14 protein-coding genes are annotated in these 13,533 nt (G+C 65.3%); 7 read left to right on the plus strand and 7 right to left on the minus strand.

Features of this window, described 5'->3' with window-relative positions:
* Window positions 1-55: 55 nt before the first annotated feature.
* Window positions 56-1,306 (plus strand): hypothetical protein, encoded by a 1,251-nt coding sequence (locus tag OB905_04690; GenBank protein MCU4925284.1) that lies wholly within the window; start codon window positions 56-58, stop codon window positions 1,304-1,306.
* Between the two features lie 17 nt (window positions 1,307-1,323).
* Here OB905_04690 and OB905_04695 read toward each other — a convergent pair whose 3' ends face one another.
* The gene (locus tag OB905_04695) at window positions 1,324-1,758 is read right to left on the minus strand and encodes a dCTP deaminase (GenBank protein ID MCU4925285.1); all 435 of its coding nucleotides are present in this window, start codon (window positions 1,756-1,758) and stop codon (window positions 1,324-1,326) included.
* A gap of 147 nt (window positions 1,759-1,905) precedes the next feature.
* Here OB905_04695 and OB905_04700 point away from each other — a divergent pair, with 147 nt between their 5' ends.
* From OB905_04700 to OB905_04710, 3 genes are all read left to right on the plus strand, one after another.
* Complete coding sequence (locus OB905_04700; GenBank protein ID MCU4925286.1) at window positions 1,906-2,262, plus strand: hypothetical protein; 357 nt, start codon at window positions 1,906-1,908, stop codon at window positions 2,260-2,262.
* A gap of 45 nt (window positions 2,263-2,307) precedes the next feature.
* Window positions 2,308-3,006 carry an O-methyltransferase gene (locus OB905_04705; GenBank protein ID MCU4925287.1) on the plus strand — a complete coding sequence of 233 codons (699 nt, stop codon included), beginning with the start codon at window positions 2,308-2,310 and terminating at the stop codon, window positions 3,004-3,006.
* A gap of 171 nt (window positions 3,007-3,177) precedes the next feature.
* Window positions 3,178-4,620 (plus strand): DUF3131 domain-containing protein, encoded by a 1,443-nt coding sequence (locus OB905_04710; protein MCU4925288.1) that lies wholly within the window; start codon window positions 3,178-3,180, stop codon window positions 4,618-4,620.
* Between the two features lie 39 nt (window positions 4,621-4,659).
* Here the strand turns inward: OB905_04710 and OB905_04715 are convergent, their stop codons facing one another.
* Window positions 4,660-7,386 carry a malectin domain-containing carbohydrate-binding protein gene (locus OB905_04715; GenBank protein ID MCU4925289.1) on the minus strand — a complete coding sequence of 909 codons (2,727 nt, stop codon included), beginning with the start codon at window positions 7,384-7,386 and terminating at the stop codon, window positions 4,660-4,662.
* A 181-nt stretch (window positions 7,387-7,567) separates the two neighbouring features.
* Window positions 7,568-7,825, minus strand: a complete 258-nt coding sequence (locus OB905_04720) for a hypothetical protein (protein ID MCU4925290.1) — start codon at window positions 7,823-7,825, stop codon at window positions 7,568-7,570.
* 146 nt (window positions 7,826-7,971) lie between these two features.
* Between OB905_04720 and OB905_04725 the strand changes: the two genes are divergently transcribed.
* Window positions 7,972-8,475, plus strand: a complete 504-nt coding sequence (locus OB905_04725; GenBank protein ID MCU4925291.1) for a DUF5797 family protein — start codon at window positions 7,972-7,974, stop codon at window positions 8,473-8,475.
* A gap of 37 nt (window positions 8,476-8,512) precedes the next feature.
* Here the strand turns inward: OB905_04725 and OB905_04730 are convergent, their stop codons facing one another.
* On the minus strand, window positions 8,513-9,580 hold the full coding sequence (locus OB905_04730; protein ID MCU4925292.1) for a DUF5787 family protein: 1,068 nt from the start codon (window positions 9,578-9,580) through the stop codon (window positions 8,513-8,515).
* Between the two features lie 111 nt (window positions 9,581-9,691).
* On the opposite strand from OB905_04730, the gene OB905_04735 reads away from it, so the two are divergent.
* Window positions 9,692-10,099, plus strand: a complete 408-nt coding sequence (locus tag OB905_04735; GenBank protein MCU4925293.1) for a zinc ribbon domain-containing protein — start codon at window positions 9,692-9,694, stop codon at window positions 10,097-10,099.
* A gap of 85 nt (window positions 10,100-10,184) precedes the next feature.
* Here the strand turns inward: OB905_04735 and OB905_04740 are convergent, their stop codons facing one another.
* Window positions 10,185-11,363: a 3-dehydroquinate synthase II gene (locus tag OB905_04740; GenBank protein MCU4925294.1), complete on the minus strand. Its 1,179-nt coding sequence runs from the start codon at window positions 11,361-11,363 to the stop codon at window positions 10,185-10,187.
* A gap of 107 nt (window positions 11,364-11,470) precedes the next feature.
* On the opposite strand from OB905_04740, the gene OB905_04745 reads away from it, so the two are divergent.
* Complete coding sequence (locus OB905_04745; protein ID MCU4925295.1) at window positions 11,471-12,166, plus strand: HAD family hydrolase; 696 nt, start codon at window positions 11,471-11,473, stop codon at window positions 12,164-12,166.
* A gap of 52 nt (window positions 12,167-12,218) precedes the next feature.
* Here OB905_04745 and OB905_04750 read toward each other — a convergent pair whose 3' ends face one another.
* Both OB905_04750 and OB905_04755 read right to left on the minus strand, forming a co-directional pair.
* Window positions 12,219-12,851 (minus strand): hypothetical protein, encoded by a 633-nt coding sequence (locus tag OB905_04750; protein ID MCU4925296.1) that lies wholly within the window; start codon window positions 12,849-12,851, stop codon window positions 12,219-12,221.
* Window positions 12,852-12,928: 77 nt separating this feature from the next.
* Window positions 12,929-13,531: a SprT-like domain-containing protein gene (locus OB905_04755; protein MCU4925297.1), complete on the minus strand. Its 603-nt coding sequence runs from the start codon at window positions 13,529-13,531 to the stop codon at window positions 12,929-12,931.
* Window positions 13,532-13,533 lie beyond the last annotated feature (2 nt).

Here is a 13,533-nt window from a genome sequence, read left to right on the forward strand (position 1 = left end):
CGACCGACCGGCTCGAGACGTCAACCTTCATGAGCGACGCCGTTCATCTACGGCCATGGCATCGGCGGCCGGCTCGCTGTCTGAACCGCACGTCCTCGCTCACGCCAAGCAGCGGCTCTTTCCGGACGAGGCGGGCGCCTACGCGGTCGTCGATACGCAGTTTTCGCGGGAACACTGGCTCGCCGACGAACCAATCGATCGGGACGTCCGTGAGGCGCTCGCGCCGTTTAACCGCGTTCAGGTCGGAAGCGGCTACCCGGATCTGGTCGGCGTGCGGGCGCTCGAATCCGAGCTGATAACCGTCGAGCGCGTCGGCGACGAGCCCCCGCTGGTCGCAGTCGAGGCCAAGGGACGGACGAGCGCGGGCGGTGTCGACACCCATCGAGGAATCGTCCAGGCTCACGACCGGCTCGGGGAGGCTAACGCGGTGTATCTCGCCGCACCTGCGACGGCAGTGTCGGAGACCGACCGCACCCTGGCGCGCGAGTTGAACGTCGGGATCCTCGCCGTCGAGGCGGACGGAGCCGTGGCCGCGATCGAGACTCCTCGCGTCGTTGGAAACCGGGCGACGAGCGCGACGGGCGCGATCCGGCTGCAGGCGAGCGCACAGGGCGTCACCGACCAGTCGTTTGGCCTCAACCACCCGAAGAACTACCTCGGGTATCCGCTCGCTCACTACGCCGAGGGCAACACCGACGCCCTGCTCTCTGCGTACGACGTCGTCGGCGCGACGGACGCAGCCCGCCAGGGGGCGGCGTTTCTCGGTTTGCTCGAGGACGGTCCCGGTGAGCCGCGGCTCTCGGCGCTCGGCCGGGAAGTCGTCCGCTTCGGGATCAGGCGCCACGGATCGGTCGAGGCCGCTCTAGCGGAGTTTCAGTCGTGGTACCGGTCCCGACGGCGGTTCATCGACGAGGCGCCGGCGTGGGGTCATCTCGCCCGGCGAGTGGTGTTCGCCTACCCGGCGACACAGCTACTCGTCGAAGAGCTCTCGAACCTCCACGCCGACGGCGAGCTGGAACCGTCGCTCGCGACGTTCGTCGAGTATCTCCACGTGCTCCATCCGACGCTCGCGGTCGAGCTCTTCGTCCGCGGGGAGGAGAACGTCCGGCGACGGGTGCTCTCTCCCGACGGCGAGATACGTCCCGAGGCGCTTCTGGATGGGTCGGTGTATCACTCGCCGACCGTATTCCAGCTCAAAGCGATGCTCTATCACGCGGGAGTCCTGACCGAGCGCGGAGCCGAGCCGAGTCGGCTCGATCCCGCGACCGACGTCTGGGCGCTGCGAGAGCGCCTCGAGCGGCGGTAACTCCGATGTGGCGATCGTCAGCCGAGCGAGACGAGCGTCGAGACGCGCGCGTTCTCCTTCAGTTCGAGCCCACCGTCGGGAACCGAAAGCGGGAGCAGCGGCAGGTGCGTGTCGACGCGAACCGTCGGGTGCGAACCGCCCCTAGCGAGGAGCTCGTTTCGCGGCTGAAGCAGCGCGGGCGTCTCGAGGTCGGTGACGAACTCGTTGTGCTGGAGGACGTACTGACCGCCCGACAGCGACCACCAGCCGTACTCGTCGTCGGGGTCACGCTGTGTCGTCTCTACCGGCTCCAGCTCGGCGTCTTCGAGTTCGTCGCCGCCGAAATCGATGGAGCCGGGTTCGGCGACCTCGTAGACTGCGCCCACTGTGAGGTCGACGCCGCGTTCGTGGACCTGTACCGGTTCGTAGACGAGGTTGTCGACCGATTCGGCGAGTAGCTGTTCCTCGGACATCTCGGTCGGTGTGAGAACCCGAAGGGGCAAAAAAGATGCTCTGGAGGGTGGCCACTGGGTGGCGGAGTGGGCGGCACACGAGAGTACTGTCGGCACTCGGCTGACACCAGCGATACAATTATTGCGAGGAGCGTCCCAGAACCACGTATGAAAGCGCGCGTCGAGCAGGTGCTGCTCCTCTCGTTTCCGGCGATTGTCGTCCTCGTCGTGGCACACGTTCTCGGCGTTCCGTACGCGCGACAGGGAGCGATGCTGGCGATTCTCGTTGGGGGCGCCTGTCTCGGCCTCGAGCGACTGTTCGGCGATCGGAGCCGAGCCGACCTCTTCGCCGCCACGTTGCTCCCAGCCGGTGCGCTCGTCGGCGCCGTCCTCGGCGTCGTCGGGACCGGCGGCGAGAACGGTGCGCTCGTCTTCGGCCCGGCGCTCCCCGGTCTCCTCGCCTACTACGCGGCAACCGGCGACCCGCCCTCGGGCGTCGTTCCCGGCTGGCTCGCCTCCCGGTGACGATCAACCGCGTGATTTGAGGTGCCGGCCTGTATACGAGGAGCTATGTCCGACGTCCTCACAGACGACGTCTACCGGTTCGTTCGTGCCGCAGGTCCACAACCCGATGCAGTCGTAGCAGAGATGGACGAGTACGCCGAGCGCGAGGGGTTCCCGAACGTCGGTCCTGACGCGGGCGGATTTCTGCGCTTGCTGGCTCGGCTCGCCGACGCCGAGCGCATCTTCGAGTTCGGCTCTGGCTTTGGCTACTCGGCGTACTGGTTCGCCGAGGCGCTGCCCGAGGGTGGCGAGATTGTCCTCACAGAGGTCGACGCAGACGAACTCGACCTCGCCCGCGAGTACCTCTCTCGGGGCGGCTTCGACGACCTCGCGCGATACGAGCAGGGCGACGCCCTAGAGACGATCGAGCGCTACGACGGCCCGTTCGACGTGGTGTTGATCGACCACCGGAAGCCAGACTACGTCGACGCCTTCGAGGCCGTCAAATCGAAGATTCCCGTTGGTGGCGCGATCGTCGCCGACAACGCGATGTCGGCTGCAGTGGTCGACTTCGACGCGCTCCTATCCATCGTCGAGTCGCGCGCCGCGGGTGACGACGCTGCGGCCGACGACCGGATCGACGACGTCGACGAGCACACAGCCGGCGTCGCGGCCTACCTCGAGCGCGTGCGAGCCGACCCGGACTTCGAGACGACGATCGTGCCAGTCGGGGAGGGGCTCGCGGTAAGCTATCGGATCTCCTGAGGTCGGCTCTGGGACGGGCGGTGATCGGCTGGGTGCGTCTGGGAAGGGTGGGTGGGACGGTGCCATTCTTCCTTAGCACACTGTCACGTCGCCCAAGAGTAATCAGTCGGGACCGAATACCGAAATGGAGAGCACACCGTGACCGACTCATCAAGAGGTAGACGGCGATACGTGCAGGGATTCGGCGCGACGGCGGCGCTCGCCCTCGCGGGATGTACGGACGTCCTCGACGGCGAAACCAACGGGGACGACGACTCGGATGGAACTGACTCGGGCGACGACGGAACGGACGACGATCGAAACGGCGAGGGCGAAGACGAAATCGCCGAAACCGCATTCGAGATGCGGCTGTACGAGGTTGCCGCCGACACGTGGTCGTTCGTCGAGGCACACGCGGACGAGACCACCGGATTCGTTCCAGACCGGCTCGACGCCGACGGAAATCCATCCGAGAGTCGGGCAGTCACGTCCCCAGCGAACATCGGACTCCAGTTGCTGAGTGTGGTGGCGGCGACCGAACTCGAGATCATCGAGGAAGACGAGGGCGAAGCCCACGCCGCCCGCGTCTTCGACACACTCGAGGACGTAGAACGGTGGGAGGGACAGTTCTACCGGTGGTACGACGTTTCCGACGGCGAGGTCGATGAGGAGGCAGGCGGCTGGTGGGAGATTTCGACCGTTGACAACGGCTGGCTCACCGCCGGCGTCGCGACCGTCGGCGGCGCGTTCCCGTCGCTTCGTGACCGTGCTGACGACCTCCTCGAGAGCCAGGACTACGAGGCGCTGTTCGACGACGACGTCACGGAGCCCTTCGACGGCGAGACGGTCGGGCAGTTTTACGGCGGGTTCGACGCCCGTGACGGCGACGACCTCGGATTTCACTACGACCTGGTAAACAGCGAGGCGCGGATCGCGAGCTACGTCGCCATCGGCAAGGGTGACGTCCCCCGATCACACTGGTGGCACTTGCTCCGAACGTTGCCGCCTGACGCCGAGCAAAATCAGGAGCCAGAAGGCGAGTTCGTCACCTACGAAGGCGAGGAGGTCTGGCAGGGAACCTACGAACACGGCGGGAACCGATTCGTTCCTTCCTGGGGCGGTAGCATGTTCGAGTCGCTCATGCCGTCGCTCGTCGTGCCGGAGCCCGAACTGGCGACGGAGGGGTTCGACCAGAACAACGCCCGTCACGTGCAGTTACAGATCGACCACGCCGACGAGCAAGGCTACGAGGCGTGGGGGTTCTCGCCGTGTGCCGAACCCGGCGGATACGACGAGTTCGCGGTCGAACACGCCGGGATGGGCGGCTACGAACGCGACGATATCGTGACCCCGCACGCGACCTTCCTTGGGCTCGGGTACGCAGACGAAAGCGACGTCGAGAGTGCCCTCGACGCCTACGAAGATCGCGGACTGTACACTGAGTACGGCTTTTTCGACTCGATGAGCGTGGTCGACGACGAGATCACCGAGGAGTACCTGATTTTAGATCAGTCGATGTCGCTCGTCGCCATCGCGAACTTCCTGACTGACGGGGGCGTCCGCGAAGCGTTTCGCGCCCATCCAATAGGAGAAGAGCCTGAAGAGCTGCTCGAACTCGAATCGTTCGGGATCTAACGGATAATTCGTTCGCGTAGCGCGCGCCGTCTTCGCCCGTTAGGCGTCGAAGAGTTCCCCGATCTCGGCCTCGCCGAGGGGTCGGTCGTAGAGACGGACGTCGGCGAACTGTCCGGTGTAGTGATCCCAGGTGTCCTCACCGTCGACGCCCGCGCCGATTCCGATTTCGAAGTCGGAGCTGTCGGACTCACCGCCGGCTTCGATCTCGTCTTCGAGCTCGCCGTCGATGAAGATTTGCGAGACATCGTCGGCGTCGTGGCGGAAGACCACGTGGTGCCACTCGCCGTCCGTGATGTCCGTCTCGCCCCAGAGCTGATCGTCGAAGTCGGTATCGTCGAACGCGTCCATCCGGAGATTGTTCTCGTCGCCGGTGCCACACCACATCGAGTCCTCCTTGGCGAACAGCGCCGACCAGTCTTGCGTGTCCTCCGTCTGCATCCACAGCGAGACCGTGTACGAACTCGGGTTGAGCGCGTCGTCGCTTTCGATCACGACGACGTCCTCCTCGCTCTCGCCGTCGAAGGCGGCCGCGCCACCAACGGGTGCGTCGAGGCCTGTCTCGACGCCACCCCGAATCTCGCCGTCGTGGCCGTGACCGCTCTGGTCGACGACCGTCCCGTCCTCGACGCTCTCCTCGTCGAACGCCCAGTGGCCGGCGAGTCCGTCGATCTCGTGGGAGACGTCGACACCCCACGTCTCGCCGAGCTGGTTTTCGAGTTCCTCGCGCTGGTCGGTTGGGAGTTCCCAGTCGTAGACCACCGCCTCGCCGATATCGCCGTGGAAGTACGGCGGAGCGTGGCCGTCGTTCGTGTCCTGGCCGATGCTGAACTGGTCGGACGGCGCGACCGGCGGGTTTGCCTCGACCTGATCTTCCAGCGTCAGTAGCTGCCCGTCGAGCCGGAGTTCGGGCTGGTCGGGGGCGTCCTCTGAGATGGTGAGCGTCGCAACGTGGAACTGATCCTCTTCAACCGCCGTATCCGACCAGTACCAGTTGACGCCGCCGTACAGGACGTGGAGGTAGCCCTCCGAATCGGGGCCGCTGCCGCCTTCGTTGTTGACAAAGATACCGTAGCCGTCGCCGTTGTCGTCGCTGCCGTTGTAGAGGAGAGTCTGGCGTTCGGCGGTGACGTCGTGGGTGTTGAACGCGACGGCCATCGTCACGCCCGCCGTCGACTCCGTCGGCACACCCTCGGAGTTGATGTACTCGCCCTCGCCGAAGTCGGTGTTGCCCTCGAATCGGATGGTGGCGTTGCCGTCTGCCCCATCGGCGTGGTAGGTTGGCTGGGCGTCCTCGTCGTCCTGGGTCAGATCGAGGCCCTCGCCGGTGGCGTCGGCCCAGGCGGCGAGCGCGTCGCCGTCGTCGGCGGCGAGCGCGTTCGCATCGTAGTGTCCCGCGACGCCGGACTCCAGGTCCGCCTCACGGATCTCAACGGCGCTCAACTTCGGATTCTCAACGGACGAATCCAGGTCGACGGAGATCTGGTTGTCGGTGACGGTGACCACCGTGCCGGCCGTCGTCGCCGTCGCGAACCCGACGTCGGCGGTAAGGTTGAGCTCCTCGACGACGGTTTGACCGTTGACGAACGCGGAGAACTCTCGCTGCTGTTCGTCTGGGTCGTCAAAGACGACCTCTGCGAAGTGGAGAACCACCTCATAGTCTCCGTTTTCGACCATAAGATCGATCGAGAACTGATCGTCTTGCCAGTACTCGGTCCAATAAAGCGCGTCATGCTCTGTTCCCTCGATATCCTCGCCTTCCTCGTTTATCGCCGGGTTCGGAATCGGATCAAACAGGATCGCGTCGGGCCACCACGCGACGTCCTCGAGATCGTCCTCGTCAAGATCGATTTCGGCCCGCTGTTCTGCCGTGGGGTGGAACTCGAGGTCGTCAATCTCGACACCCTCTTCGAGCAACTCACCGCCACAGTCGAGGCCGAACGGCGCCGAGAGCGGTTCGACGACCGAAACGTCGATCGTCACCGAGACGTCGGCACTCTCGTCGAAGACGCTGTAACTAACGTCAGCAGTCATCTCACTTTCCGCCTCGGCATCTGCCGGAACCGAAACCTCGACGCCGACCTCCTGGCTGTCGCCAGCGCCAAGGTCACCGAAGCTGGCGTCGGCATCGCCTTCGATCTCCCATCCATCGGGGAGCGACAGGTCGATCTCGATGTTCTCGGCTGTGACGTCGTAGGGGTTCTCGAGCGTTCCCGCGACGGTCGCCGTGCTGTCGAAGACGGCCAGGAGGGGGTCGTCGTCGAACGTGAGGAGGGCGTCGGGACTGTCACCGAGTACGGGATCGACGGTGAGTTCGCCCATCGCCTCGTCGTCGTCGGTGACGACGGCGTAGTCATAGTCCCCGGCGGCGAGCTCGTCGGTACCGGCGTCGAACTCGACGGTGTCGCTGTCGCCGCCGTCGAGGTCGAGATCCTGTTCGCCCTCGACGTCGCCGTCGACGTGGAACTCGACGGTCTGTTCGTCGCCGTCCTCGCCGGTGTTCTCGATGGTCGCCTCCACGGCAAGTTCGCTACCGCGCGTGAGACTCGTTTCGGCCGGATCGAGATCAGTTACCTCGAAGCTGGCGGGTTCTGGTTCGTCGCCGTCGTCGTCGCCGTTTGCGTCGTCACCGTTCTCGTCGTCGCTGTCATCTCCCCCGAGACAACCAGCGAGAAGGCCAGTGGCACCAGTTACACCAACACCTTGGAGAAATCGCCGCCGGTGGCTGGCGAGTTCTCGATCACTGCTATCATCTTCGGAACGCTGCATACGAATGCACCTTGAAGTGCACCATCAAATAATTTCGTGTGAATTAATTAGATATTGCATGAATATTATTGGTGGGTCGGAGACAGGTGCGAGCGTTCTCAACTAGGGTACTCTCGAGTGATCGTATTTCAACAGTTCAATTCGAAGCACAACAGTCACCAAAAGCGCCGTTCAGCGTCGATTACCCCTCGCCTTCGGACTGATACGGTTCGCCGACGGCTTCCCGGGGAAGGACGTTGTGTAGCTCGGCTTCGAGGTCAGCCGGCGACTCGAACTCGGAGACGGTCGAGCGCTCGACCAGCGAACCGAGGTTCGCCTCCCCGTCGGCAAGGACGAGCGTCGTCCCCTCGAGTTCGTCGCTGGCTTGGTCGCTCGTGATCGGATAGGAGAGGGCAGCCAGTGTCTCTCGAACGCCGTTCAGTTGGACAGTGTCGGACATACAGTGGAGTAACACTCGCGAGTGGCTTCTACTATGTTGGCTCTCTGTGTGGAAGTCACGATTCGTGATGAGTTGCCGACCGTCTAGCCACTGGGCGGGCAACCGTGGCGCAACGCAAAAGTAGCGGATCCGAGTACGAATTGACAATGACGCTCTCGGAGGAGGTGCGCGACCGCCTGGCCGACGTGGTGGAGCTACAGCCGACGAAAAATGCGGAGCTGCAGGATCGGTGGGGGATGGAAAGTGGCAGCGACGTCCATCGGTACCTCGAAAACGAGCTGGGAGAGTACTACTTTCGCGACGACGATAGCCTGATTCGGGCGACGGCTGAGGCCGCCGATCTCGTCGACGTGGAACCGGGAATCGAAAGCGAGTCCGAGTCGGCTGGCCCGCCCGAACGGATCCGGGTGCCGACACTACAGACACAGATCGTCGACGTCCTCGCCGGTCCCGACGAGCGCTCCGAGAGTGTGGTGTCGGTGTTACACAGCCTCAGGGAGGCGTACGATGTCGATCCAGCGGCCGAGGCGGTTCGCTCTGGCCTGCGAAGCCTCGAGCGAAAAGGCGTCGTCTCTGTCGAGCAGCGGACCGTTCCGACGTTCCGCCTGGCCGTCGACCGGGAGGCGTTCGAGGTCGAGGCTACCGACTGACATTGCGGGAGGGCATTTTCGGGCGTACCTGACGTCCTCACAGTTCTGGACGCCTGCGCCGTCGTCGAGCAGCGAGAAGGCGTTTGACCGATGCACCGGGACCACCCTCGATCGGCCAGCCCTGGCTGCGCCATCCCGGGGGCTCAGGTTCGAACGATGGACAGGAGCCCGAACACTGTGCGGCGGTCGGTACGCAGTCGTTCGCCCGGCACTGTGGGACGGCGCCGTCACGATCGCGGAGGTCGAAGTGCCGACAGTCGGGGCGCATCGTGTCGACGAACGAACGCCACCCTCGTTCGTAGGCGCGCTCTGCGATCCCGAGGCGCGTAGCGGCCTTCGCGTCGGGAGCGACGTACTCGAATCGGGCAGCCGACGCGTCGTACTCGCTACCGTCCGGCCGCTCCGTAATCTGCGTGCCGGGCTCGCCGACGGCGAGTGTCCGAGGAAACCACGTAACCGTTGCCGAGAGGCTGTCGGGATCGAGCGAGAGGATGCCCGCCTCGACGGGGAGATCCTCGAACAACGCGGGGTCGGCCGCGGATGCGTCGGAGACAGCCGCCGACGGAGCCCCCCGCTCCGTGGCGACCCAGACCTCGTCGGCCAGCGCCATCGCTACGTCGTACTCGAGTTGCTCGCCGAGTCGGCGGGCGGCGCTGGCGTCGAGGTCTGGTTTGTTCTCGATCGCGACGATGCGATCGATCCAGTCGGGATACGGCCACTTGCGTCGGATCTCGATCCGGTTTCCTGCGCGACGCGTTTCCACGATTCCGCGATCGTCGGCCTGGTGGATCGCCTCGCGGACGTACCGCCAGGCGTAGCCGGGATCGGGGAGAACGTCGCGGTAGTACCCCCACGAGTCGGGCGCGTGCTGGACGACGTGGAGCAAATCGCTATCGAGGCGCTTCGAGCCGAAGCGCGCGCGTTCGCGGAGTGCAGCCGGGTCACACTCGATGACGATCGTATCCCAACGCCGACGCTTCGTTCCGAGCTGGCGGGCGACGACGGTCGCGACGTCGCGGTCGCTGTCGGGTGGCCAAGAGCGCTCGGCCCAGCGGCAGGTGCGCAACTCGAAGGCGAACTCGGAATCGAAGACGGGGACGGTCACGACTCGTACGTCGCTACCAACTCGAGGGCGAAAACGATTCGCTTCGATGGCAGTTCAGCGACGAAACCGGACTGTTAAGTGGGCGTCCTCCCGAGAACCAGGTACACGCACATGACCTGGATCCGAGCGGTATTCGCCGCCGGGCTCTCGATTATCCTGCCCGGCGCCGGCCACGCCCTCCTGCGCGACTGGGCCCGAGCACTGCTGTTCGGCGGGCTCTTTCTGTCGGCGTTTTACGTCTTCTTACCGACCGGCGAGATCGCCGCCGCAGGCTCGATCACCGAACTGCGCTCGATCGCAGAGGGCGTCGATACGATGAGTCAGTTCGCCCTCTCGTTTATCATCCTCTTTGCGACGATCGACGCCGGCTTCCGGGCGTTTGGCTTCGCGCCGAACGGCAACTCCGGGGACGAGGGGCCGAGCTGTCCGAGCTGCGGAAAACCGCTCGACGAGGATCTCGAGTTTTGTCACTGGTGTACGACGCGGCTCGAACCCGAACCCGGTGCTGAGGAAGCCTGACTCACGGCTCCGAGACGACGGTACAGATCTGGGTGAGACGACGCCGCAGAAAACGACGACGGTCGCGACGCCAGCAATAAATCCGCTACTTCTCGATGATGCTCTCCTCGACGGCCTCGCCGAAGTGACGCGCCGTGTCCTCGGTGTACAACTGAAGTTCGTCACCCACTGAGAGATCTGTGACCGCTTTCCGACCCTCGCTCGTCGCGACTTTGATCGTCTCGGCGTTCTGCAAGAGCGTCTCGACGCGGTCGCCGTCTTCGGTCTCGACGGCGACGCGGAACATCGGACGCTTCTCGATCTTGACGCGGCCGACGACGGCCTCGCGGGTCCGTCCGTCGGTATCGACGATCTGGACCTCGTCGCCGCTTTGGAGCTCCGAGAGGTACTTCGTGCCGCCGTCGGGGGTGCGGACGTAGGCGTGGACCGCGCCGGCGTTGACCCGGAACGGGCGGGAAGCGACATACGGTGATTCGGCCGTCTCGCCGTGGACGAAGACGAGGCCACGGCTCATCGATCCGATGAGCATCCCCTCGTCGTGCTCGAGTAAGCTCCCGGTGTCGACGCAGACCCGGTCGGCTCGGGGGACGGACTCGATATCGACGACCTCGGCGTACTCGAGATCGAGTTGTTCGCGCTCGGCTTCGTCGCGGACCTCGACTGTCTTTCTGATCTCGTCAGGGTCGTCGGAGTCGAGCAAGACGGCGTCGGCGCCGAGTTCGAGCGTCTCGAACGCTGTGTCTGCCTCCTCGGCAGTCGTGACGCCGGCGATGAGATCGGTCTCCTCGCCGATGCGGGCGATCAGGTTCTCGAGGGGGATGATCGTCCAGTCGTCGCCGATAACGATCGTGTACTCGGCGTCCTCGGCGGCGGCCTCAGCGAACGTCTCGTACTCCTGGCTGAGAATGCGAACGTAGGCGCCGCGCTCGATCTCGTCGTCGCGGCGCAGCGTCGAGAGGTCAGCAGAGCCCGAGAGGTCGGCAGGAAGGTCGACGGTGCCGTCACCCTCGGCGTCCTTCCCGACGACGACGGCGTCGGGCCGGGCGTTCGGCGCTTCGTCCTCGGGATCGTCGATCAGCGAGACGTCCCCGTCGGTGCGGAAGGCGGCGACGTTGATGTCACCCAACTCGCGCACGCGGGCGACGTCGTCATCGTCGACCAGTACCCAGTCAGCTCCGGCTTCGAGCGCGGCCGTGATTCGCGCTCGGCGATCGTCCCAGTCGCCGACCGTGTCGTCGGCTTTTACCCAGACAGCTCTCGTCATATCTCGACCCTCGAAGGGGACCGGCTTGAACGTGGCGGATTCGGCGACTGTTGGTGAGAGAAGCAGGGGCGAAACGTTGAGGGTCGCCACGACGCTAGTAGGGGTCAATGGCGCCGTACGACGCGATCTACTTCGATCTCGACAGCACGCTCTGTGAGCCAACCGCAGCGCGCGATGCGCTGCTGCAGAGCGCCTTCGATCAGGCCGGGGTCGAGCAGTTCTGTAGCGTCGCCCAGCTTCGCCACGCCTCACAGGACGTCAGAGACGCTCAGACCGATCGGGAGTTCTTCGAACAGGTCTTCGCGGCGACCGCCCGACGGGTTGGCGCCGATCCCGCGACCGCCCCCGACCTCGCGGACGCGTATCTCGACGTCTACGATCCGCGGGGCGTTCGGTTCCGCCCCGGCGCCGAGCGCGCCCTCGAGTACGCAAGCGAGCGCGGTCCTGTCGGACTCATCACCAACGGCAGCGAGGAAACGCAGTCCCAGAAGTTAGCCGCACTCGGCGTCACCGACCTCTTCGATACCACGGTGTTCGTCGACCCGCGAAACGGCGTTCCGCCGAAGCCGGATCCGGCGCCGTTCGAGCGTGCACTCGGGGCGCTCTCCGTCGATCCCTCCGCCGCGCTCCACGTCGGCGATAACCGCTATGCCGATATCGGCGGGGCGAACCGGGTGGGCATGGATTCGGCCTGGATCGACCTCGGTCACGGCGCGGGTGAGTACGACGACGGTGAGTACGGCCCCGAACACGAACCGACGTACGAACTCGAGACGCTCGAGACGTTCGACAGAATCGTCTGAACCACGCACCATTCGCGGGGCTCTTGTCGACAGCCACGCCGAGCGTGATAACTTAGCCCTCGATCTCGGGGAGGTGGCGGGTATTGACGACGACCCGGTTTTCGCTTCTCCCGGTTGCGTCCCGAACACGGCCCAGCATGGCGGCTGCAGCATCGATTTCGGGCGGGAGCGTGAACGGATCGGAGTCACGCTCGTCGCGGCGCCGGCAGAGATCGAAAAACGAGGCGAGCGTCGACTCAGCGCCGACGGGCAGGTAGACGATCAGATCGGCAGACGCGGAATCGGGCGCGTCACCAACGCTCGTGCCATCGTCCGATTCTGTGCCGTCGACAGAGTGGGCGGTTGCGAGCCGTTCCCAGGTCTCGACGACAGGTTCGACGGCCCGCCGTGGGGCCGCCATCCGTTCGGTCCAGGCCTCGACGTCGACCGAATCCGTATCGAGCACCGACTCGAGGGCCTCGGCCAGCGACTCGTCGCCGTCCTCGACGTAGGGAGCCTCGCGCTCGGCTCGGAGGAGCGCCCCGAGTGCCGCAATCTCCGGCTCGGAGACCGGAATCGCGTAGGCGACGTCGTGGCTCTCGTCGGAGACGGTGTAGGTCACGTCGTACCGGTCGCCGGAGAACTTGGCCGTGCCGGCCTCGCCGTCGCCACCGATCGCGCCGAACATCGACTCGAGTAGGCTCATGGACGCACAGAGGGCGATCCGGAAATAAAACCTTGTGAGATTGACGCGCGGGGCGAGATCGGTGCCTGCCGTGGGGGTCACCACTCGTCGCCGACCGCGGCCTTCGCGCCACCGTAGCCCGCAGCTGTGGTCCAGGTACGTCCACTCTCGACATGTGAGACGACGTAGTCGCCGCCACAGTCGCCACAGCGATACCGAGAGGGTGTCCGCACTGGATCGGAGGCACGGTGTCTGCCCGCCTGCCAGTCGCAGTCGTCGGCGAGACAGCACAGCACGTACCGCGGTTCGGCAAACGCCTCACAGTGACGGGGCGCGTCGACCCGGGCCGCGAGCCGCCGAAATTGTGGTCCGTGGCCGGACTCGCCCTCGTGCTGGAACTGGCTGGCGTGGACGAGTTCGTGGCGTACAACCGCGGCAAAGTCGTCCCACTCGTAGGCCTCGTAGGCCCGTCTGGTCAGGACGATCGTCGCCACCTCACGGTCGCGGTTCCACCGACAGCAGCCAGCCCGGCGGGTGGCGCGCGACGAGACGTCCCACTCGACCCGACCGAGGTCGACGTCTATGTCTGACCCCGCGACGACCTCACGGGCGTGGATTCGAGCCCGCGCGAGGAGTTCGTCGTCGACGGTGAGGTCGTCGACAGCGGCGGGATCGGCGGCGGTTCGATCTGACTCTGCCACGC

This window comes from Halobacteria archaeon AArc-dxtr1, from assembly GCA_025517425.1.
Taxonomy (GTDB): domain Archaea; phylum Halobacteriota; class Halobacteria; order Halobacteriales; family Natrialbaceae; genus Halostagnicola.